This is a genomic window from Enterococcus sp. AZ067 (assembly GCF_051715005.1).
Taxonomy (GTDB): Bacteria; Bacillota; Bacilli; order Lactobacillales; family Enterococcaceae; genus Enterococcus_D; species Enterococcus_D casseliflavus.
Window position 1 is genome coordinate 1,882,660 of record NZ_JBIOSY010000001.1, and the last position, 21,526, is coordinate 1,904,185.

Annotated in this window: 25 protein-coding genes; 9 read left to right on the forward strand and 16 right to left on the reverse strand. The window is 41.2% G+C overall.

The window, feature by feature from the left end; translation table 11 throughout:
- Window positions 1-111: 111 nt before the first annotated feature.
- Entirely contained in the window at window positions 112-1,077 is a 966-nt protein-coding gene (locus IGI82_RS08865) for a Gfo/Idh/MocA family protein (protein ID WP_438842065.1), read from the reverse strand.
- Window positions 1,074-1,967: a MurR/RpiR family transcriptional regulator gene (locus IGI82_RS08870; RefSeq protein WP_438842066.1), complete on the reverse strand. Its 894-nt coding sequence runs from the start codon at window positions 1,965-1,967 to the stop codon at window positions 1,074-1,076. Before IGI82_RS08870 ends, IGI82_RS08865 begins: the two co-directional genes overlap by 4 nt.
- Window positions 1,968-2,171: 204 nt before the next feature.
- Here IGI82_RS08870 and IGI82_RS08875 point away from each other — a divergent pair, with 204 nt between their 5' ends.
- The 4 genes from IGI82_RS08875 to IGI82_RS08890 all read left to right on the forward strand — a co-directional run bounded on the left by IGI82_RS08875 (window position 2,172) and on the right by IGI82_RS08890 (window position 6,471).
- Complete coding sequence (locus IGI82_RS08875) at window positions 2,172-3,197, forward strand: Gfo/Idh/MocA family oxidoreductase (protein WP_438842067.1); 1,026 nt, start codon at window positions 2,172-2,174, stop codon at window positions 3,195-3,197.
- Between the two features lie 114 nt (window positions 3,198-3,311).
- The gene (locus IGI82_RS08880; RefSeq protein WP_438842601.1) at window positions 3,312-3,710 is read left to right on the forward strand and encodes a heme-binding protein; all 399 of its coding nucleotides are present in this window, start codon (window positions 3,312-3,314) and stop codon (window positions 3,708-3,710) included.
- A 23-nt stretch (window positions 3,711-3,733) separates the two neighbouring features.
- A complete protein-coding gene (locus IGI82_RS08885; RefSeq protein WP_005226062.1) occupies window positions 3,734-4,711 on the forward strand; it encodes a Gfo/Idh/MocA family protein in 978 nt (325 codons plus the stop codon).
- A 434-nt stretch (window positions 4,712-5,145) separates the two neighbouring features.
- Window positions 5,146-6,471 carry a dihydrolipoyl dehydrogenase family protein gene (locus tag IGI82_RS08890; protein WP_438842068.1) on the forward strand — a complete coding sequence of 442 codons (1,326 nt, stop codon included), beginning with the start codon at window positions 5,146-5,148 and terminating at the stop codon, window positions 6,469-6,471.
- 719 nt (window positions 6,472-7,190) lie between these two features.
- Here IGI82_RS08890 and IGI82_RS08895 read toward each other — a convergent pair.
- The 3 genes from IGI82_RS08895 to IGI82_RS08905 are packed head-to-tail and all read right to left on the reverse strand — an operon-like array spanning window position 7,191 to window position 8,967.
- On the reverse strand, window positions 7,191-7,985 hold the full coding sequence (locus IGI82_RS08895; protein WP_375819898.1) for a hypothetical protein: 795 nt from the start codon (window positions 7,983-7,985) through the stop codon (window positions 7,191-7,193).
- Complete coding sequence (locus IGI82_RS08900) at window positions 7,975-8,514, reverse strand: sigma-70 family RNA polymerase sigma factor (protein WP_151195237.1); 540 nt, start codon at window positions 8,512-8,514, stop codon at window positions 7,975-7,977. The genes IGI82_RS08895 and IGI82_RS08900 overlap by 11 nt, the downstream gene beginning before the upstream one ends.
- 60 nt (window positions 8,515-8,574) lie before the next feature.
- The gene (locus tag IGI82_RS08905) at window positions 8,575-8,967 is read right to left on the reverse strand and encodes a hypothetical protein (protein ID WP_438842069.1); all 393 of its coding nucleotides are present in this window, start codon (window positions 8,965-8,967) and stop codon (window positions 8,575-8,577) included.
- 162 nt (window positions 8,968-9,129) lie between these two features.
- Between IGI82_RS08905 and IGI82_RS08910 the strand changes: the two genes are divergently transcribed.
- On the forward strand, window positions 9,130-10,380 hold the full coding sequence (locus IGI82_RS08910) for a glycosyltransferase (RefSeq protein ID WP_438842070.1): 1,251 nt from the start codon (window positions 9,130-9,132) through the stop codon (window positions 10,378-10,380).
- Between the two features lie 35 nt (window positions 10,381-10,415).
- Here IGI82_RS08910 and IGI82_RS08915 read toward each other — a convergent pair whose 3' ends face one another.
- A complete protein-coding gene (locus IGI82_RS08915; protein WP_005226071.1) occupies window positions 10,416-10,901 on the reverse strand; it encodes an AmiS/UreI family transporter in 486 nt (161 codons plus the stop codon).
- A gap of 340 nt (window positions 10,902-11,241) precedes the next feature.
- Between IGI82_RS08915 and IGI82_RS08920 the strand changes: the two genes are divergently transcribed.
- Window positions 11,242-11,520, forward strand: coding sequence for a LexA family protein (locus tag IGI82_RS08920; RefSeq protein WP_005226072.1), 279 nt, complete (start codon window positions 11,242-11,244; stop codon window positions 11,518-11,520).
- A 34-nt stretch (window positions 11,521-11,554) separates the two neighbouring features.
- Here IGI82_RS08920 and IGI82_RS08925 read toward each other — a convergent pair whose 3' ends face one another.
- Entirely contained in the window at window positions 11,555-12,541 is a 987-nt protein-coding gene (locus IGI82_RS08925; protein ID WP_438842071.1) for a DNA/RNA non-specific endonuclease, read from the reverse strand.
- Between the two features lie 408 nt (window positions 12,542-12,949).
- Between IGI82_RS08925 and mgtE the strand changes: the two genes are divergently transcribed.
- Window positions 12,950-14,314 (forward strand): magnesium transporter, encoded by a 1,365-nt coding sequence (gene mgtE, locus IGI82_RS08930; RefSeq protein WP_015509692.1) that lies wholly within the window; start codon window positions 12,950-12,952, stop codon window positions 14,312-14,314.
- 152 nt (window positions 14,315-14,466) lie between these two features.
- Window positions 14,467-15,408, forward strand: a complete 942-nt coding sequence (rsgA, locus tag IGI82_RS08935; RefSeq protein WP_015509693.1) for a ribosome small subunit-dependent GTPase A — start codon at window positions 14,467-14,469, stop codon at window positions 15,406-15,408.
- Window positions 15,409-15,729: 321 nt separating this feature from the next.
- Here rsgA and IGI82_RS08940 read toward each other — a convergent pair whose 3' ends face one another.
- The 4 genes from IGI82_RS08940 to IGI82_RS08955 form a co-directional block, all read right to left on the reverse strand.
- Window positions 15,730-16,083 carry a DUF2200 domain-containing protein gene (locus IGI82_RS08940; RefSeq protein ID WP_213357124.1) on the reverse strand — a complete coding sequence of 118 codons (354 nt, stop codon included), beginning with the start codon at window positions 16,081-16,083 and terminating at the stop codon, window positions 15,730-15,732.
- A gap of 95 nt (window positions 16,084-16,178) precedes the next feature.
- Complete coding sequence (locus IGI82_RS08945; protein ID WP_005226077.1) at window positions 16,179-16,466, reverse strand: hypothetical protein; 288 nt, start codon at window positions 16,464-16,466, stop codon at window positions 16,179-16,181.
- Window positions 16,463-16,741 carry a hypothetical protein gene (locus IGI82_RS08950; protein ID WP_438842072.1) on the reverse strand — a complete coding sequence of 93 codons (279 nt, stop codon included), beginning with the start codon at window positions 16,739-16,741 and terminating at the stop codon, window positions 16,463-16,465. Before IGI82_RS08950 ends, IGI82_RS08945 begins: the two co-directional genes overlap by 4 nt.
- 41 nt (window positions 16,742-16,782) lie before the next feature.
- Window positions 16,783-17,151, reverse strand: coding sequence for a hypothetical protein (locus tag IGI82_RS08955; protein WP_008379938.1), 369 nt, complete (start codon window positions 17,149-17,151; stop codon window positions 16,783-16,785).
- 213 nt (window positions 17,152-17,364) lie between these two features.
- Here IGI82_RS08955 and IGI82_RS08960 point away from each other — a divergent pair, with 213 nt between their 5' ends.
- Window positions 17,365-17,751, forward strand: coding sequence for a hypothetical protein (locus tag IGI82_RS08960; protein ID WP_121261340.1), 387 nt, complete (start codon window positions 17,365-17,367; stop codon window positions 17,749-17,751).
- A gap of 160 nt (window positions 17,752-17,911) precedes the next feature.
- On the opposite strand, the gene IGI82_RS08965 is transcribed toward IGI82_RS08960, so the two are convergent.
- The 5 genes from IGI82_RS08965 to IGI82_RS08985 all read right to left on the reverse strand — a co-directional run bounded on the left by IGI82_RS08965 (window position 17,912) and on the right by IGI82_RS08985 (window position 21,488).
- The gene (locus tag IGI82_RS08965) at window positions 17,912-18,322 is read right to left on the reverse strand and encodes a hypothetical protein (RefSeq protein ID WP_438842073.1); all 411 of its coding nucleotides are present in this window, start codon (window positions 18,320-18,322) and stop codon (window positions 17,912-17,914) included.
- Between the two features lie 140 nt (window positions 18,323-18,462).
- The gene (locus tag IGI82_RS08970; protein WP_438842074.1) at window positions 18,463-19,020 is read right to left on the reverse strand and encodes a restriction endonuclease; all 558 of its coding nucleotides are present in this window, start codon (window positions 19,018-19,020) and stop codon (window positions 18,463-18,465) included.
- Between the two features lie 662 nt (window positions 19,021-19,682).
- The gene (locus tag IGI82_RS08975) at window positions 19,683-19,835 is read right to left on the reverse strand and encodes a hypothetical protein (RefSeq protein ID WP_010748347.1); all 153 of its coding nucleotides are present in this window, start codon (window positions 19,833-19,835) and stop codon (window positions 19,683-19,685) included.
- Between the two features lie 120 nt (window positions 19,836-19,955).
- Complete coding sequence (locus IGI82_RS08980) at window positions 19,956-20,804, reverse strand: sce7725 family protein (RefSeq protein ID WP_118215209.1); 849 nt, start codon at window positions 20,802-20,804, stop codon at window positions 19,956-19,958.
- Window positions 20,805-20,819: 15 nt separating this feature from the next.
- Entirely contained in the window at window positions 20,820-21,488 is a 669-nt protein-coding gene (locus tag IGI82_RS08985; RefSeq protein ID WP_438842075.1) for a hypothetical protein, read from the reverse strand.
- Window positions 21,489-21,526: the final 38 nt, after the last annotated feature.

Sequence of the window (21,526 nt, forward strand, 5' to 3'; positions counted from 1 at the left end):
ATAATATAACCATTCCGATACCGTCAAAGAAAGCGCTCAATTTTTGACACAAAAAAACTGACCGGGTGGTAGCCACTGGTCAGTTCTATTCAAAAACGATGGGGCATGATCTTAATTGTCTTTTTTTTCCGCATCTAGTAAGCTTCTTAGTTCATCAGCTAAAGCGATACAGGCAATACTATCCGTTAAGGACATCAGGGGATTTTCGAGTTGTCCTTGTGCAAGAGCGGTGTGAACTGCTTGAATCTCTGAATGGAAATCATCGATCTCGTACCCAATATCATAGACCGTGTCTTCTTGGTCATTCGTCACGGTAAAAGAAGCGGGGCGATGGAAGTTGGGGATCGTGATTTTCCCTTTTGTTCCTTGTAATTCCGCCACCGTCTCTTTTGTTTGGTCAAATCCGGTCTCAATCACTGCAACAAAGTCTTCACTGACAAAGCGTGCTTCAACGTAGGTATCAACCCCAGTTTCATACAGGCTGTAATCGATCAATTCGGCAGTTAAATTTTCTGGTGAAAAATCTTGGATAAAGGCTAAGTTATAGATCCCCATATCCAGTAAAGCACCCCCTTGTTTTGGCAGATAATGGTAAGAACTGCCTTCGACTGGTAAATGGCGGCGAAAAGTAGTCATGACACTTGTTAGCTCACCGATATGACCACCATCCACAAGTTCTTTTAGTTTGCGATACGCTGGGGTGAAGCGTGGCTTCATGGCTTCCATAAAGAAGACTTCGTGTGCTTGAGCTTGTTTTTGTACATCACGCATTTCTTGTGCAGTCAAGGTTGCTGGTTTTTCACATAAAACAGCTTTTTTCGCTTGAAAGGCTTTGATGATCCATTCATAATGATACAAATGTGGCAAAGCAATATAAACGACATCGATAGTTGGATCATCTAATAGGTTTTGGTAGTCATCAAAGACGGCATCACACGGAAATTTTGCTTGAAACGCTTGCGCTTTTTCCATCGTACGACAAGCAACCCCATAAAGCTGGGCGTCTTGAAAATTTTCTAAACTTGCAGCAAAGCGATTGGCGATATTTCCGGCACCAATAATTCCCCAATTGATCATTTCATTTCCCTCTTTTCTTCAATTGACGGGTATTCTGAGAGAATCCCTGATTCCAAAACAGTTTGTTTTTTTCTTAACTCGACAATATTTTTTTGGTATTCTTTGGCATACAGCAATGCAAACAGTGAATCTAAAATATACTCAAAGGCGACCTGTGAAGAAAAGGTGCCGACTTTGAGGAAATCACGTTCATCATGAGAAGCGATGATCGCATGGGTCGCTAATGGGATGATTTTTGCATGGGCGTTGCCAGAGATCACGATCACCGGAACCCCGACATCACGAAAGTGCTGCATGATTTTTTCGTATTGCGTATTTTTCCCACGGTAGGTAATAAACACGGCACAATCATTTTTTGTGACGTTCGATGCATTCCACGCATCATCCCCATATTCATCAGCAACGATCAGATACTTATTGATTTTGACCAACTTATTTTGAAAACTTCTTGCCCGGATCTGAGAATCGCCGCGAGCAAATAAGAAAATCCGTTGCGCAGCTTCCAACGATTGCACCACTGCTTCCATCGTTTCTGGGGCAACCTGAGCGTGGGTTTTGTGAATCGAGTTGATCGTTAGATCGGCCATTTTTTTCAAAATATCAGGTGTTTGATCCTTAGGCGAAAAAGGAAAATTCGCGTCAACAAAGGTTGGGTTGAACATCTGATTATGGGCAATTTCAGCCAGACCTAAGCGAAAACTTTTAAATCCTTCATACCCCATCTTTTTGGCTAGACGAATGACGGAAGAGTGGGATGTGTATGTATGCTTGGCGATGACTTCAATCGTCAACGAAGGCACATCATTGATATTTTGCAAAATATAATCGGCAATCCGTTTCTCCGTATTGGTCAATCCTTCTTGAAGCCGTAATTTATCTCCTAATAACATCAAACCACCTCTTTCTAATCATAGCCTAGGACAAAGAAAACCAAAAGCAAAAACTGTACCTTTTTGGCAATTTGGTAAAAATGTTCAGAACCACTGAGCAGTTTGCGAAAAAGTCTGGTCAAAAGAACCTGTTTTTGGCAAAAGACTTCTCATTTCGAAGGATATCAGCAATAATCAAGCTATCAATTCATAGGAGGCGTCACAATGTTAACTATCGCATATCTCGGAAACGGAAAAAGCACCAATCGCTACCATCTGCCTTTTTCAACCAAGCTACAGGATAAGATCAAAGTAAAGACGATCTATTCACCAAGCGGAAAGCTGACCTGGCCAACACTAGAAGGCGTTCATTACACCTCTGACTTAGAGGATATCTACCGTGATCCTGAAATTCAATTAGTTGTGGTCACGACCCCTAGTCATTTGCATTATGATTTAGGCAAGGATGTCTTGCTTCATGGGAAAAATGTCTTGATCGAAAAACCTTTTACGGAAACTTCGGCACAAGCAAAGGAATTGTTCGCACTGGCGCAGGAGAAAGGCTTGTTTGTGCAATGCTATCAAAATCGCCGCTTTGATTCCGATTTTTTGACTACGCAAAAAGTGATCGAAAGCGGCGTGCTCGGAGATCTCTTAGAAGTAGAGATGCATTATGATTATTTTCGTCCAGAGGTTCCACGGTCAGTGACCGAATTTTCATTGAATACTAGCTACTTGTACGGACACGCTTGTCATACACTGGACCAAGTGATCTCCTATTTTGGACAGCCAGACGATGTCCATTATGAGGTTCGGCAATTGCTTGGAAAAAATCGCATGAATGATTACTTCGATTTGGATCTGTTTTATGGTCGAATGAAAGTCTCAGTCAAATCTAGTTACTTCCGATTAAAAGAGCGGCCTAGTTTTGTCGTTTATGGCGAAAACGGCGTTTTTGTAAAACAAACGAAGGATCGACAAGAAGAGCATCTAAAACAGTTTTATCTCCCAGATCATGCCGATTTTGGGATCGATTTGCCAGAGCACTATGGCACACTAACTTATATGGATGCTAACGGGAACTACCATGAAGAAAAAGTCATCTCTGAAATTGGTGATTATAGCCGTGTGTATGAGGGCGTCTATGAAACGATCATCCATGGCAAAGAGAAAATCGTGAAAGACGAAGAAACGATTTTACAAATCGAAATGCTAGAAACAGGCATCAATCAAGTGATCACTGAGTCATAAGGCAGAGTGATTATGGGGCTTTTGACAAACAAAGCGCCTGAAGGCATCAACTGACTCAACGTAAAGGAGTAGATCCGAATCGAACCTTCAGAAATCCTGCAAGAAGAACAGCAGCTGCAGTTTGCTCATTTTGACAATGACCTCGCATTGCGGTTGGTTATTGCCATCGATCAGTACGTTAAAAGGAATTACCCGAAGCCGATAGGGATCAAAGTTGTTCATCAGGGCTTGCCGATCATTCGATTTTTAATGGCAGGGCGAAAAGAGAGCCCTTGGCTTGAAAGAAAAGAACGAACGGTACTAGAAAGCGGGCATAGTTCACTATACGTCTATGCGCAAAAAGATAGAGATATACAATTTACTAAATGGGCACAAGACGAACATTATGCAATTTGTGGTGGTGGTTTTCCAATTATCGAAGACAGAAAAGTCACGGGTGCTATCTGTGTGTCAGGTTTGGCTCATTTAGAGGATCATAAAGTGATCACCGAAGTATTGAAACAAATGATTTAAGAAGATAGAAAAGGGGAAGCAAGATGAACTTAGCGATTTTAGGGGCAGGCATGATCGTCCATGATTTTTTGACGGTGGCAGGGGATGTCCCACAACTTGAACTGTCCGCTATTTTTGGGACAGAAAATGATTTAGAAAAAATGAATCACTTAAAACAGCAATACGGGATTCAAACCGTCTACACAGAGTTAGGGGCATGTTTGGCGGATCCATCCGTTGACACCGTGTATGTCGCACTGCCCAATCATTTGCATTATTCCTTTGCCAAAGAAGCAATCCTCGCTGGCAAACACGTCATTTGTGAAAAGCCATTTACGTTGCAAACACGAGAATTAGTAGAATTAGCAGAATTGGCTGCTGCCCACAAGGTGCTTTTGATCGAAGCCATCACAAATCAGTACTTAGCCAACTATCAAGGAATAAAAGCGCAGCTTGAAACATTGGGAGAGCTGAAAGTGATTGAATGCAACTATTCGCAGTATTCTTCTCGTTATGATTTATTCAAAGAGGGAACCGTTTTACCTGCATTTAACCCGAAAATGGGTGGTGGGGCATTGATGGATATCAATATCTATAATATTCATTTTGTCGTCGGGCTTTTAGGAAAACCAAAAAGTGTCCGCTATTTTGCTAATGTCGAACAGGGGATCGATACTTCTGGCATGCTGTTTTTAGACTATGAACAAACAAAAGTCGTTTGTATCGGCGCCAAAGATTCGACAGCGACGATTCGTTCAACGATCCAAGGGACGAAAGGATCGATCATCGTCAATGGGCCGACGAATATGCTTGCCAGCTATGACGTTGAACCGGTCCATGGGGCAAAAAGCCATCAGGATCGCAGCGTTCACGGACATCGTATGTTTGAAGAATTTGTCCGTTTTGCACAAGCCATTCACGAAAATGATCAGGCCTTTGTCAAGGAACGTCTTGCCCATAGCAAGCTGGTGATGGAAGTCGTGGAAAAAGCATTGGCAGATGCCCAGATCGTATTAGGATAATCGCATCAATGAGGAAAGACACCAGCTTCTTAGAAAAGTTGCTGGTGTCTTTGTCTGTTGTCTTATTTTTTCTTCTTTAAACTCAATAAGGTTAGTGGGATACCCAAGGTGAGGTAGCCGACAATCGTCATCAAACAGACCACCAGCCAAAAGTTATCTACTGCTAGAAATGCAATCAGGCCATATGCCACAAGAATCGAGAGAAAACAAAAAAGAAAGAGCTGAAAAAAACGTTTAAAACTCACAGTCATTCATTCTCCTTTGTCGTTAAACTGACAAGAAAAGTATACCACATCAAACGCAACTTCAAGGTCTGATTGTGATCATTCGCAGGAGCCGCAAAAGGCGAATTGTTTTGTTGGCTGACCGTGATTCGCTATACTTGAAGGGAAGAGAAAGCGCAGGAATATTTTTTTAGGAGAAGGAGGAGACAGATGAAAAAGGTGGATGTACTGATTATCGGAGCGGGTCCAGCTGGAACGGCTGCTGCCTATGGGTTAAAAGCCAAAGGTAAGACAGTGGCGATCGTTGAAGCCGATTTATGGGGTGGCACTTGCCCCAATCGCGGGTGCGATCCAAAAAAACTACTGATGCGAGGCGTAGAAGTCAAAACAGAGGCGAAACGTATGCAAGGCAATGGTGTTCAAGGACAGGTAGCCATTGATTGGCCGGCACTGATGGCGTTTAAGCGCTCGTATACCGATCGGGTGCCAGAGTCAACCAAACAAGGGTTACTAGCAGAAGGGATCACTACTTACTACGGACAAGCCGCTTTTCTTGATGCCCATACGGTCGTCGTGGACGCAGAAGAGATTCAAGCAGAAAAAATAATTATTGCGACAGGACAGCGTCCAGCCGTACTGCCCATCGTCGGCAAGGAGCATTTACAAAGCAGTACTGATTTTCTTTCCTTTGAAAAGATGCCAGCAACGATTGCTTTCATAGGTGCTGGGTATATTACCTTCGAATTGGCGATGATCGCTCAAGCAGCAGGTGCTGAAGTTCATGTGATCCATCATAATGACCAGCCGCTAAAAGGATTTGATGCTGAATTGACCGCAGGAATGGTTCGTTCAATGCAGGACCAAGGCGTTTCGTTCCACTTTAATCAGAACACGCGGCGAATCACGAAAGAACAAAACCACTATACGATCCAGACACAAGCATTGTCTCTCACCGTAGAAGCAGTGATTGGTGCCACGGGACGCAGACCCAATAGCGATCAGCTGCAACTGGAAAAGGCAGGGGTAGAAACGTCAAAACAAGGGATCGTAGTAAATGAGTTTTTGCAGACTAGTCAAAGACACATCTATGCAATTGGGGATGTGCTAGCGAAAAAGCAGCCCAAACTGACGCCTGTTGCCAGCTTTGAAGCCGCCTATCTTGTCGATCATATAGATGACCAGAAAACACCCATCCGCTATCCGCTGATCCCTACGCTGGTTTTTGGTGCGGAAAAACTAGCAAGAATCGGGATCAGTGAGCAAGAGATTGCCGATAATGCCTCAGAGTATCATAGCGAGGTGATGGATCTTTCTTCTTGGTATACCTATCGACGAATCAATGATCAAGATGCAAAAATCAAATTGGTTTATGACACATCTGATACCATCGTTGCGGTCACGATTGTTTCTGCATTGGCCGATGAGTTGATCAACCACTTCGTTTTTGTGTTGGAGAATCAGCTATCGAAAGAAGCGCTGGCCCAAATGATTTTTGCCTACCCAACACCTGCTAGCGATTTGTCCTATTTTCTATAAATAATCAAACAAGCCTGCGCTAGTTTCCGCTAGCACAGGCTCTAAATTATTATGTCCGTATTGACTATAGTCCGTGAACCTTAAATGAACCTTAAAGTTAGGCTGGGTTTCATTTAGGCAATGTCTTTGTTTTCTAGTAACCCTAGGTTTAGGCTTTTTTTGACAGTCGGCGGACAGCTGCAATCAGTAAGATCGCCGACAAGAAGAGTCCGATCAAATAGATGATGAAAATAAAATCCGGCTCATAATGCCGATAATTGAATATTTTTATCATAAAAAAGAGAAACGGGATCGCTGCAATAAGGGTTGAAACGAAACGTTTCCGCCATTGTATGAAAAACGATCCAATCACTAGAAAAAGACAAAATGGGACCCAGAAGATCAGATGTCCGATAAGTTCGATTTTTCACACCTCCTAGCAAGTAAAATCATCATAACGTTTCTTCCTAAAAAGCAAGCGTGAAGGAAAAAATAATCCCATTAGGCATGTATGAAATTATGAGTGGAGTCTTCTGAAAAGTTCACAAGAAATCTGAGAATTTCAAAAGGAAATGAAAAAAACGAGCGGTTAGGAATGTCCCAATAGTCCGAGACAAAAAAGTACCTCTTGCAGCATTCGTTTTCACTTGAATCCTGCAAGGGGTACTCTTTTGTAGAAAATCTGGTGCTTTATTCAATTGATATCAAAGAAATGATTAGGAAGGAACGGCAGCCTTTTTTTATGGCAAGATGTTCTTACTATAAAAAAGGGAAATGACCATACCTATGTCCAACAGATCCTTATAATAAAATCCTTTCAGTGGACCAATGTGTAAGAAAAATCCGAGAATCATTAATACAAACAGCAGCAGGAAAAGCAGGTTGAAAGCGGTCATCAAGCGAAAACTGAAATGCCAATTACTCAGGAAATACTGATATTTCGCTGCTCGGTAAACTTTGTTTTGAATCGGAATTTTCTTGAGTGCAGGGATCGATTCATGATAGGACGTAAATAATTCGTAGTCTTTTTTCGTCAGTACTTCTGAGAAAATGTGCGTCCCTGCCTGAAAGTCGAAATAGCCCCAATGGAATTGTTCTTTATCCTCTGGTGATTCGTGCTTCATCAGCTTTCTTGGCTTGATTGTGAACGCCTTGATGGTCTCATAGGGGTAACTGAAATAGGTGTTACTTTCTAAATAGTCGATGATGACCAGAAAAAGCATTCGGGTTTCTGTGAAAACTAACAAACGATTGCCGCGGGTATCATGAAAGATGTCACGGTATGCTTTTGCTTTCTCGGTTGTTGCATAGGCATAGGCGCCAAGTCCTTGATTGGCGAAGGCGAGGTTTCCATCTGGCGTCAAAGGCAGATAGCCAAGAATCGTTTCGTCTTTTGCTAAAAGCGTCTGAAGCTCCTCTAATAGATCTTGCAAGAAAACATATTGTTTGGATAGCTCGAAAGTTGTTGCTTTTACTTGTTCAGATATTTTTGTCAGTGAACTGTTTTCATTTAAGACTAACTGTTTAAAATCCATCGATAGTCATCCTTTCTTTTAAGCGTTTGCGGCCACGGGAAAGACGATTGTAGATTGCTGAGACATTTAAGTCCGTCTGCTCTGCGATGGTTTCGGGTGACTCTTGGTAAAAATAGTAGAGCAGAAAGATCCTTTGATCGAGGGCTTCAAGGTCTTCAATAAAACACAAAAAGTTTTCCTTTGTCAAAGGTGATTCTTCAATAGCTAGTTCCTGCTCATCAACAGGTTTTTCTTCTAGTGAGCGCTTGTTCAACTTCCGCTTGTGGTCAATCGCACGACTACGACTGATCAAAAGCAGCCAAGTAATCAAGCGGCTTCTTTCTGGTTGGTACGCAGCAATCTTTTGCCAAACCTCGTAAAACACTTCGTTCGCTACATCTTGGCGCTCGCTCACTTCATGCGGTTGGGAGAGGACACTATGAATCGTCCTCAGCATGCTATCACCATAAACAGCTAACAGTTCTTCTAAGCCGGCATAGTCTTTCTTTTTGATTCGTTCAATGATTTCTTCATCCTGCACCTTTTTCACCCCTTCACACTATATACGAAGAATGTTTGCCTTTTCTATCAGAAAAAGAAAAAACCTCTGTTAACGAGGTTCATGTTCTTTGGCCAGAAGATCTGTTGCCAAGCGCTGGGCCAAATATTCCCAAAGAATGCCGCCAAAAAAAGCGCCTATCATATAAAGAATGACTGCTTGCAGCTCCAATGGATTATTTGCTAGCCAGAAAGAAAATAGCGAGCCGATGATGAATAGGTAGCTGCCAAAAAGCAATTGCCGCCACGAGCGTTTTTTAACAAACTTGCTAATGAGAAAGGTTGAAAGGATCATCAAGAGAATTTGGATGAATGCCAGCGAAGGCAAAAGTGCAAAGTCAGAAACAACCATTTCCCAAAATTGTTGAATCAAGAAAAAGAAAGCAAAGAGAATGGGCCCGCTTGATAATGTACTAAGCCGCAAGGAAGATATTTTTTTTCGCATTGGTTTACTCCTAGAAAGGTTTTCTTTATTATAGCAAATTTTTAATTAAATAATGTAAAAAGATGAACGAGAAGGTCTGCAAAAAAACTTCTCCTAAATGCGCGCTCTTTTAGTATACTTGAAAGAAACGAGTGGATGGACTCGATACATAAGGAGGATTTCATGCCAACGATTCTTTTTGCGCCTGCGGTATTCAACTTGGCTGAAACGACAAGGATGATCGAAGTCGCTAAACAAATGCAAGGAAATCACCACTGCGAGTTCTTTGGTTTTTCAAAAACCTTTGCTTCACTTATCACTGAAAGTGGCTTTACGTACCATTTGCTGACGCCGACTCTGACAGAAAAACAAGAGGAACAGATCATAAAATTAGATCAACTACGCTCAATCAAAAATCCCTTCACCAAAGAGATGGTTGCCGCGCGTATTCTGAGCGAACAAAAGCTGATCGATAAACTTGCTCCTCAGGTCATTGTAACTGGATCGAATGTCACGATCTTTCTATCTGCTCGCAGCAAACAGATTCCCTTAGTCTACGTAAAACCCTATGCGATGAGTGATCCCTTTTTTCGATCAGATAGCGCGTTTATCCCTTCTAGTTTGCGTTTCTTCGGACCGTTAAGGAAACCACTTTGGTATCGGACAAGAAAACAATTGGTAAAATCCCGCTGGATGCCCCGAGCATTCAAACACGCTGCCCAAACAGAAAAACTTTCTATGCCTGAAACGAGCTTACGAATGATGGACGCTGATTTAAATCTCATCACCACTCCTGATTTATTTTTAACGAAAGAGCAGCTGCCAGAAAATTATCAAATCGTTGGGCCGATTTTTGCGAAGCTCGGGTCTTCTTTACCAGACGAAGTGTTGACTTTTATTCAACAAAAGCGGCGGGAAAGAAAACGAATCGTTTATTTTGCGATGGGCAGTTCGGGAAATCCGCGCATGGTGCGAAAAATCTTAGCTTTCTTGCGAAACCGTTCGGAACTAGCGATCATTGCTCCGGTTACACATCTACTCAAGGGGAAACACAACGACTCAGAGAATCTGTTCTTGACCGAATATCTACCAAGTCATCTATTGCATGAGCATATCGATTTTTCTTTTATCCATGGTGGGGAAGGGACTGTTCAAACAGCTTGTGCATCTGGGAAGCCGTTTATCGGAATTGGGATGCACTATGAGCAATGCTGCAATATTCAGTACTGCGTGGCGTATGGCAATGCAATCGCACTGACAAAACCCTTAACTGAGAAAAAGCTGGAAGCTGCCCTGACTGAGGTTGGTGCTCCGAAGATTTGCCAACAAGCCTATCAGTTAAAGAAGGATTTCCCGACAAATGGTCCTCAGAAAGCGATGCAGGAGATTGAACACTTTTTAGAAAAAAACAATTTTTCTAAATTTTCCTATTAAAAAAGAGCGATTATCATTGAGATAATCACTCTTTTTTAATAGAGATCTACTAGCATCAGCAAGCCTGGGACCCACGTAGTGAAGATACCACAAGCGATCGCAAAATAATGAATCTTACGACCAAAGTTTACCTTCACGATCGTATCCAAAAAGCCGCAAAACCATAACGCTCCCCATGTTAACCAAATCAATGCAAAGAGGGGATCTTGCTCCCATTGCCAAGAGACCCAGGCAAAAGGCAAGGTATTGATGGCTACGAATAGCGCAAAAATTCCATAAATACGTAGATCTAAATCAAAAAGGTAAATGATCCCTACCAACAAATACGTGAAGGCAAAGAGAAAGCCAGTGCCTGCTTCATAATAAGCGCCTTGAAGCATATAGATTAGATTGATAATAAAAGATAACGTACCTGTAAAAAGATTGATCAAAGCAAGTGAGCGGTAGTCAATGTGAAGTAAGCTGCCCCAGCCGTTGATTATCAAAGTAATTCCTACAAAAAATAAACCGATCCCTAACATAAAATCCTCCTTTACTTAAATTTAGAATAACAAATTCTAAAAAAAAATAATAGCTCTATTTATTTTTATGTCAATAAAAAGGAAAATAATTTTGAAATTTGCTATTTTTTGCTGCTAAATTTGATAAAATCAATACCAAAGAGCGCTGCTAGCCGATGCTTTTCTCGTTAAGGGGAAAATTTCAGCGTATAAAAAGAACTTTTACTCGTTGGAAGAAGGGGAAAAGAGACAGATCAATAGATTTTCAGTGTATTGATCGGACAAAAAGCAGACCAGGCAGCAGTTTATCGGTTTTTACGAATTTGCAGCAGTGAAGACTGTTTTGCGGAAAGGAGGACTTATGCCTAGAAAAGATCGAATCTTACTTTTCATTGATGAATATATGCAAGCTCAAGGTTGCGCACCTACCATACGAGAAATCTGTGCCAATGAAGAAATAAAAACGACCTCTTTGGTTTATCGTCATTTGCTGCGTCTCGAAAAAAGAGGCCTAATTTACCGAGCTTATCGCTTTAAGTCACGTTCGGTTCGTTTTACAGACGAAGGGAAGGCCTATGTCAAAGCGTTGCGACAAGCACTTTTAGCAGACGAAAAACAAACGCATGGCAATGAAGAATAGCTTAACACCAAAATAAAAAAGCCTAGAGGCTTTTTTATTTTGGTGCACGGTAGCCAGCAGCTTCCGCTTCAGCGATCGTTTTGAACCATTCTTTCGGATTCGTCGTATCATCATAGTATTTAGATCCTGGCAAATGATAGATGCCGCTTCTTGATCCTTTGATCAAACCATTTCCTTGTTGATCGACATATTCTTTCTGTTTCTCCTCTGTTTCACTGCTTTGAGAAGTGGCTGTTATTGTGTTGCTTTCACTACTTGTCGCATTCTCCTGTTGCGTCATATCTCCGTTTGAAATCTCGCTGCTGCCATCCGCATAGTTGATCGTGACACCATCTTGGATGTTGAAGATATAATAGTTGAATTGGATTGTATCGTCGCCAATAGATTGGGCTTGCATCTGTACCCCACGGGCAACCAGCTCATCATCACGATAGATTGGAGTGACAGAATATCGAACATAATGGTTTTTATCTTGCTTGAGATAGTAGTTGATATCCATTTCTAAGCGCAACATCTCTGGATTGTTCAATTGACTAGTTCCCGTGATCAAATTCTTCCAGTTTGCATTTTCGCCAGCTAAAGCAAACCCAATCAAATGCGTCCGATTGTATAAATATTTCCCATTGGGGAGCTGTTTATTACGCCAGCCTGTCGGTTTCACGCTGGAGATATCGCCACGTTTTTCCGTAGGCATTAAGGATTGATTCAACATTGCTTCAGCCGAAGTCGCTCGATTGAGGTGGTCAAGGTCGCCGTATGCTTCCCAGGCACCATTTTCAAGTGAAAGGTCGTCTTCTGAAAACTCAGGGATGTTTTGATTGACTTCAATTGTTTGGGTGCCTTGGTAGGTTAGCTGTGCCAATTCGTCTGCGCGAATATCTTTAGCAGAAGGGGTGCTTACCTCTGATTGTTGCGTTTCCTGCTTTGAAAATAGGTCATTGTTTTGTAGGAAACCAAAGCCAACTGCTGCGAGTGCGAGAAGCGCAGTGACCGATCCGATCAATGTTTTTTTCTTTGCCATCTCTTTATTGCCTCTCTTTTCATTGATATAGGTTTAGAATAAACGGTGAGTAAAAAAATCACAACTAGTTTATCATACCATTTGCGGGGGTTGTTTTACAGCGTCTGCTAGCTTCTTTTGCCTTTTGTTCTTGACAAACTTCAGTCAATTTTCTTTACAAGCGACGTCCTTTAAAAGAATTTTTCGTCTGCGAGTGATATTTTTCATATTTTAAAAAAACTATGTGATATAATGAATAAAGTTGCTGCTCTATCCCTTTGATGCTTGTTTTAATAACAGTCATCTCCAGCTGCGGAACAAACTTTCAGCTGTCTAGCAGACAACGTTCAAACGAAAGAAAACTGGACAATTTTCTGAACGATTGCCTTTCTTTCTTTGACCAAAATTATAGGAGAAGGAGTGTATCCCATGAACCAGCAAGAAACCATCTTACATTATTTAAATAAGAAAGACTCTGAAAAGTTAAAAGAACTCGTATCAGGAATGGAAGAGCTGCCGCTGTTACAATTGTTCAGCAATTTATCCGCGGATGAAAAAGTGATCGTTTTCCGACTGTTACCGAAAGACAAAGCACTTATCCTGTTTGAAGATTTGACACCAGCTACCCAACAACACTTATTACGCTCTTTCACCGATGAACGGGCAACCGAGTTTGTGAACGAAATGGCACCAGATGTCCGGGTAAGACTCTTAGATGAGTTGCCAGCGACCGTAACACAAAAACTTTTACAATCGTTGGCGCCTGATGAACGAGCTGCAACAAACCTCTTACTAGGGTATGAAGCTGAAACTGCTGGACGTTTGATGACACCGGAATTCATCACATTGAAGAAAGATATGACGGTCAATCAAGCGTTAGAAAAAGTGCGAATGCAAGCCAAAGAAAAAGAAACGATCTATACGCTTTATGTTACTGATCAAACGAAAACGTTAGAAGGTGTTTTGTCGCTGAAAGATCTCTTAATGGCACAAGGGGATCAACGCATCAGTGAAATCATGTCCCAAAAAGTTATTTATGTGACCACTGACACCGACCAAGAAGAAGCAGCCCGTTTGCTAAATGAACTAGATATCATTGCGCTGCCAGTCGTAGACAAGGAATCAAGAATCGTTGGGATCATTACCGTCGATGACGCGATCGATGTCATCGAGTTGGAAACAACGGAAGACATGTTTAATGCCGCTGGTTTGGTCGATGTCGCCTCCAACGAAGCAGACCGTAGTAATGTTTTGATCAATGGCAGCCTGTGGCAAATCTGGAAAGTCCGCTTGCCATTCTTAGTGATCACTTTAGTGGCTGGACTTTTAGCTGGGGTCGTCATTGATGAATTTGAACAAACGTTAGAGTCGGTGGCAGCCGTTGCGATTTTTATTCCTTTGATCATGGATATGGGTGGAAACGTTGGTACACAATCCTCTACTGTATTTGTTCGGGGGATGTCGTTAGGGCATATTGATCTTTCAACCTTCACCAGACATTTCTTTAAAGAAGTTTGGATCGGTTTGAGTCTAGGCTTGATCGTCGGGATCATCTCTGGAACCGCTGCTTCACTTTGGCAAGGGATCCCGATGTTAGGGGTCGCTGTTGGGATTTCATTAGTTTTTGCTATGACTTTAGCCGCAGCACTTGGCTTTTTAGTCCCGTTTGTACTTATTAAACTAAACATCGACCAAGCAGCCGGCTCGGCACCGATCATCACCTCGATCAAAGATATTGCTGGCTTGTTTATCTACTTCGTTTCAGTAAATGTTCTTTTGGGTCATTTGCTTTAGCATACTGTCCGTTCCAGTGGTATAATAAAGCGACATCACATGATGAGCACAACATAGAAAGGGGAAATGTCCTATGACAAATCAAATGAAGCAACATCAACTCGGAGGTTTCTCTTTTTAAGTGCGGCCTCCTAATTAACTGGAGGGAAATCATGGAAAAACAAGGAATCGTGGTCTTTCAGGCTAAGGATATCGCAAAAGTCCGCCTGACTACAGGAGAAGAATGTTTAGCAACCGTTTCAGGAAAATTTCGTCAACAGGCACGAGCGCCAAAGGATTATCCTATTGTTGGTGATTTTGTCCAAGGGCAGGTGTATGATCAAGATCATTTCTTGATTGATGCTTTGCTCCCACGAAAGAGTTTTTTACAACGAAAAGTAGCCGGAAATCGGACGGATGAACAAGGGATCGCTGCGAACATTGACACGGTTTTTATTGCTACTAGTGCCAATGAAGAATTTAATTTCGCTCGGTTAGAGCGCTTTGTCACGATCGCTTGGGACAGTGGCGCTAACCCAGTGATTCTCTTGACCAAAGCCGATCAAGTCACAGCTGATGAAAAAGCAGAGCTGCTGCAAGCATTAAACGATGCTTTTGGTGTGAAAGCATTCGCTACTTCTATTTATGAACCGAACGAATTGCTGACAGAAGCCTACTTTTCAGACGGAAAAATCAGTGCATTTATCGGTTCGTCAGGCGTCGGGAAGTCCAGCTTATTAAATCAGCTCATGGAACAAGCCGTTCAAAAAACCAATGACATACGAGAGGATAGTCGAGGACGACACACGACGACGAGTCGCCAGTTGTTCACACTGCCCTCTGGCGCAATGATCATCGATACTCCTGGCATGCGGGAAGTTGGCATCAGTACCGTTCGGTCAGCTTCGATCGAGCAATCCTTTGAAGCGATCAGTCAATATGCTGAAGGTTGTTTCTTCAGAGACTGTCAGCATGAAACAGAACCGAAATGTGCGGTAAAAGCAGCTATTGCTGCCGGTGAGCTTTCAGAAGCAGCCTTCGCTCGCTATCGCAAAATGGAAAAAGAGCTGGCGTATTTGAAACGAAAAGAACAGATCAAAGAAATGAAAAAGTAATAGTTAGCACTCCTTTCTATAAGAGGAGTGCTTTTTTGTACGTGTCAAGAGCGCCTTGTTGAGTAAAGAAGAGGAGAGGGAGAGCCGCAGCCAACGTTCTTGTGTTTTCACGAAAAGGCGGCCAATTCCAAAGGGCACTACATGCTAAGTGGTTGAACTAAACTAAGATCGCCTGCCTGGTTACAAGCTGTCGTCAAGAAAAGCAGGATAAAAAAACACAGTGGGGTGTTGTCCCACTGTGTTTTGAGCAATGATTTGCCCCTGCCAAGGTATTTCTAGTATAAAGCGTTGATTCTTAAATAGCAACTCGAAAAAAACGCCTCATTCAGCAGAGCGCAGAATTTTCGTCATGGCTTTTCCTTTCGCCAATTCATCGATCAGTTTATCTAGGTAACGAATTTCTTGAACTATTGGCTCTTCGATCTCTTCTACCCGAATCCCGCAAATCACACCAGTAATCTGTTTTCGTGCAGGATTGAGCTGAGGGGCTTGCTTAAAAAAGCGTTCAAAAGAAACATCATCAGCCATCTGTTGGAGTGTTTCTTGGTCATACCCAGTCAGCCAGGTAATAATCTGATCTACTTCTTCTTTTGTCCGATTTTTCCGTTCTACTTTGGCAATATACAGAGGATAGACTTTCGCAAAACTCATTTGGGTAATCTTTTGATTTTTCATGATAAACTCCTTTAGTCTTTACACAAAGTATACTTCATTTTTTTCTTTTTGCCGAGATTTTCAACGTTTGTTGTGTGCCAAAATAGGCGAGGGGACTAAAGGATGATTTTTTCTTCTTGTTCACGAAACCCCAATACCTTTTGTCGTGACTCGCCATCCCAATAGAGCAAGTCCAAATTCTTATGCAGCATTAGCTGTGTATATAATTCTTTCAGAGTCAGAGCAGGCTTTTTGGGTTCGAAAAATAAAATCAATTGGTTATGACTATCTTGTGCGATCGTCGTAAAAGGAATCAGGTTTTCTTTGTAAGTTAAATAAATTCCTTGGTAATCTGCAGCACTCGACGACGTTGTCAGTGCTGTCAAGAGGTCTCTTGCTCTCATAGTGAACCCGCCTTTACTGTTTTTTGTCGATAGGCATCGATATCCAACATGATTTTTGTTTTGCCGTACACCGTATACTTTTGCACCACGAATTGGTGGCGCTTATTCCAATAGCCACCCACAGTTAGAAACATGCCCTCATCAACATCCCCTAAAAAATTCAAACTGTGCTTCGCAATCAAACAGTTGGTGGTGCCTAGTGTAAAGCGGACCAAAGGGGAGGGGGCAAAGGAGACGATTCTTATTTTTGAGACAGATCCTTTTTGTGTTTCCATCATTTCTTCCTCCTTTAGTTTAAGTAGTGTAAACAGTTGTATTATTCGCTGAGATCAAACCATTTTCTTTCTTCGTAGAAAGCAACGTGACGAATCTCATCATAATGGATTTTTTCCGTTGTTTCTCCCGTCAAATAAATACCTAATGGGTCATAACCGCTGATTTTCCCGATAATATCTGGAGGATAGCCGCCTTCTTCATTAACTTCTTCTCGTTGGATCGCCACAGTTAGGTTCTTTTTCATGGCTTCAAATAAACACTGATTGATTTCTTCCGTTGTGAGTGACGGCTTAGGTGGACAATCAAACTTACGTGTCGGTTCCTCTTCAATTTCAGTTGTATGCTCAGATAAAAAGAATCCTTGCCACTTTAGCTTTTTTCGATCTTCATATGGTTGTAGCATACCCATAGCAATCACCTCTTATCTATATAATACAAACATACGTTCTCTTTTGTAAAGCGAACAGATTTTTAAATTTCTGATTCTTCTATGAAACATCTAAAAAGGGCATCAAACAAGGGGCTAGTGGTGGGTATCGTTTTTTTGCACTATATCTGTTATAATTTATCCTGAAGCGACGATGAACGATTTGGAAAATAGCTGGCGAAAAAGGAGAATAGTATGTCTGGATTAATCGTGGTCCTGCTTACGATCTACTTTGCAAGTAGGAAAGATAAAGAACAGTGGCTTTTTGATCGCAAACGATTGACTATTCTGGCGCTTATGTTTGTGATCGTCGGCATAAGTTGGGGCTTAAATGACAAAATAATGAAGGATCCTCTGAACCAAAATATTAGAAGTGATTTACTGTTTAATTATTCGTTTCCCTTATTGATATGTATGCTAGGTTTATTTATCAAAGAAATACCACGTTGGGGACGGATCGTGACTTTGTCATTTGGCTTTATGATTTTCGGGTATTTAGCCATGCACTATTTGATAGGGTTTCACAATCCGTATTGGGAAAATCTACAGCTAAGTCCATTGTATTGGCTACCAAGTGACTAGCCATACGAAAGTATCGCCAATGGAAACGCAAAAAAGCACTCCCTTTATTGAGTGCTTTTTTGCGGCTAAATAACTGCAGCAAGGTGTTTCTTTTCCCAAAAAAAAAGGTTAGACCTAAGTAACGAGGGGATCATATAAGGAGAAGTCATGACTGTTTAAATCAAAACGATTGATTCTTGACTAAACCGTGTCTTTTGATCATTGCCAAAGTAAAATATGCGATGAGCGTTCCTGCAATACCAAAAAGTAAATCGATTCGATCAGGGGTGTTCATAAAGCCAAAGACAGTCTCACTCAATAGATTGGCAATGAGCAAAAGCAGGGTCAATAGCGTGACGGCTTTAAATGGCGCACCTACAAGAAGCCAAAAGTACCCCAGTAAGCCAATAATCAAACTAATCGAAAAATTGGAGATATGAAGATAAAAGTCAGGATACATCGAAGTAAAGAAAGAAATGTCCAAGTACTTTGATAAGTAGAGGAAGAGGGCTGTGAACACGAAAAGCAAGTAGAGGAGTGACGCCCAGATTTTTGGTAAAAAGACTAGCTTTAATTGCTTCTTCTTTTTCATTTTTATTCTCCTTAATAATTGTTAGCTTATAGTAAAGCAGATCTATGTATCCCTAAACTTATTTTATGTTCTTATCGCCTTTGATTTTGAATGTTCGGACTAAAGGGGTGTATGTAGGTTTTAAATATTCCTATCGAAAATTAGTTCTTATCGTTTGTATGCACAGTTTCAATCATTTTGATCAATTTAGAACGATCCCAAAGCTCAACATCCAATTTTGCTGCTAATTGTTTTGCCGATTCAGTAAAATAACTATTTGTCAGTACAATCGCTTTATCTAACGAATAATAACCAATCCCTGCGTAAACTTCTTGAACTGCTTTGTTACCAACTTTATTTTTCCAACGTTTGCACTGAATACCATGCTTGCACCCATTTTTAGAGGCGATCACGTCAATTCCTTGATCACCAAATGCTTTGGTCATGCTAATCCCGTTAAATTCAAGTTTTCTTAACAAAAATGCAGTGTATTGCTCAAATTCCTTTCCAGACATTTTATCGATAGTATCTAACTGCGCTGAAGCAAAACGTTTGCGTTCGCTAACTATTGGATAGATTGTAGAAAATAAACCTAAAACGCTGATTACGAGTCCAACATACAATATGGGAGCAAAGTGCCAATCAAAAACAAAATAGCCAATGGTCATTAAAATTCCCGCAACAAATAATTTTAAACTTTCATTTTCATGGTTACTCATTTAAAAATCCTCCTGTTTCTTCATTATATCATAGGAAGGGAGGGCAAAATGAGCAAAAATACATCCTTTAGTAAACAAAAATGAGCTGCATTTTATTCTAAACAACTTTGTATAATATATATTATGTAAACTATAAAATGAAATTTTTCGAACACCGTATTTGGCTGGTAATTTTACGGCTCTCCTCCCTCTTATTTAGGATTATTTCCTTCAAATTCACCTAATTGGCAGCATAATCAAAAAAATGGTCATTTGAGCGATAGTTTTAGATTTTTGTTGGTTCTACGAGTGAAACAACATGCAACTGACAAATTATCTCTGAACCTTTGTCTGTATTTGATCGTGTTGATTCTTGAATCTTTGAATTCAAGCTTTGGTTTGAAGCTGCTGGCCAAACTCAATGAATCAGTCAAGTATCGTTGTTCACGATCTTATCAGTAATGATTCGCACTTAACCCAGCAAATTTGTGCTAACTAATAGCCTAATGGGAATCTTGATCACAGGCAAACCAGCAACGATAAACAAGAAACGTTTCGTTGCGTTCAGTTTTCACCTAAACGGATCAGATTCCCATAGCGAGTTCTAATCAAGGGTGCACAGTCATCTAAGTACAAGTTTCGTTTTGTTGCTGCCAATAAAGCAATGACAGCTACGGAAAGTTTCAAACTATGTAATACAGGATCGCCGAAAAGACAATGATCAAAATGACCAAGACAACGATTAGTTGATTTAAACGTCGAATAAGCAGGTTTTTCTTGTTTTTTTCAAATTCTTTTCCTTCATTTCGATAATATTCTCTATCTTTTGTTCCCACGAGCGCCAACTCCTTTTCCCTGATTTTATCACTATCCTGAAAACAATGGGTGCAATCAAGGTGTTTTGTACAATAAATGGCCGTATTTTGTTAGAGCCTACAATCGTATGCGTATAGCGACTAAATAAGACGACTGACGAGTTCCAAGTGATTCATAACGGCAGCTTTCCGAATAACGCCCATACCAGGAAACGACCTTTGCTGATAGGCAGCAACTAATAGCTGCAGCCCAGCTGTTTGCGTAGGATACTCTTCCTCATGCTGTAACAAAGCTTCCATGACTTCGAAAAACTTTTCTTTCTGACTTGGTAATTCTTCCTCAGAAAATAAGTGAACGATTCGCAAGTCTTGCTCTGCTGTTGGATAGATCCAATGCAAAACCAACCGTTTTGAGGGATAACTGTGCTCATAATAAATTTTGCTATCGACAGAAAAATCACTAAATCCCGCATAGCCCAATTTATGATAAAGATGATGGGTTTTTGAAAATCCTTCGTCTGGACATTCTGTATAAAAACTATTTTTAGGTAAACGGGTAAACGGATCTTCCATCAGTAGTTTCGGGCCGTTGATTTTATTTAACAAACGAAACTCTTTGCTTACCAGTACCGGCAGTGTATTTTCCCGCCAATCACTAGCGAGTGCTTGGTCTGCTTGATGGATGATCCAAAGATCAGGCTTTTCTTCCACTGTTTCAATGGGCCGATCTACGATCATTGCTTTAGGGGCAGCAACATTTTGCAACTCTGCTAACCCCTCTGCCGTCAGAAAAGCCCCCGCCTGTGGATTGCGAACCAGATAAAAAGGATGCTGCTTCCTTTGAAACAGGTCAATGGTCGTCCAAAACGTTTTTGATTGCTTGACTGGTTCAATGATCGGCTGGATCGCGTCTGACAAACAATCTTGTTCCAACAGTGCTTTCAACGCCAATAAATCAAATTGTTTTCCACGAATATACGGGAAGTACATCTTCTTCTCTCCTTCTTACTCGCCTGATAAAAAACGTTTTTCCAGCGCTTCATAGGCTGCTCTCGTAGCGGCCAATTCTTCTTTCAAGGCTTCGATCGCTAGCAGCTGAGTATCTTCAATAAATCGATCATAGTAATTGACTCCACCACCGAACAAGTCATACTCAGGCTGACGTTTCTTCAGTTCTTGGTACAAACGTTCTGTTGAAAATACCCGCAATCCTCGAGCAGTCTGTTTTGCTTTGCCGACTTCTCGCGCTTGTGCCGAAATCAACCGAAACAATAAGGCATTTTCTGGAACCTGCAGCTCTTGCCGTTGGGGCTTCTTTTCGACACTGAAATACCCTTTGCTGCCCGTTTCTTTTTCAAGAAATGCATGATAGACCAGAACACCAATTGTAGGTCCAATCTGATCTTTGACTTTCTCATACAATGCCTTGGGTAAGACAAAATAATTATAATTCCCAATAAAGGATAGTTTTGCTTTTGAGCGAAAATCTGCCAAACTAACTTTGAGTTCGTAGCAACGCCATTCAAAGGTATTTTCAGCCGTCAAGCGACAACTCAAAGTATCCACGATGCCGTGATCATCTGGCATGACTACCTCTTCTACCACAATATCACTGTTTTCACGACAATAATAATAAAGTGCCTCTTCCATTTCTAAAGTTAAGGATGTCTTCACAAATTCACGACCTTTGTCTTGTTTCACCTATTATAAAA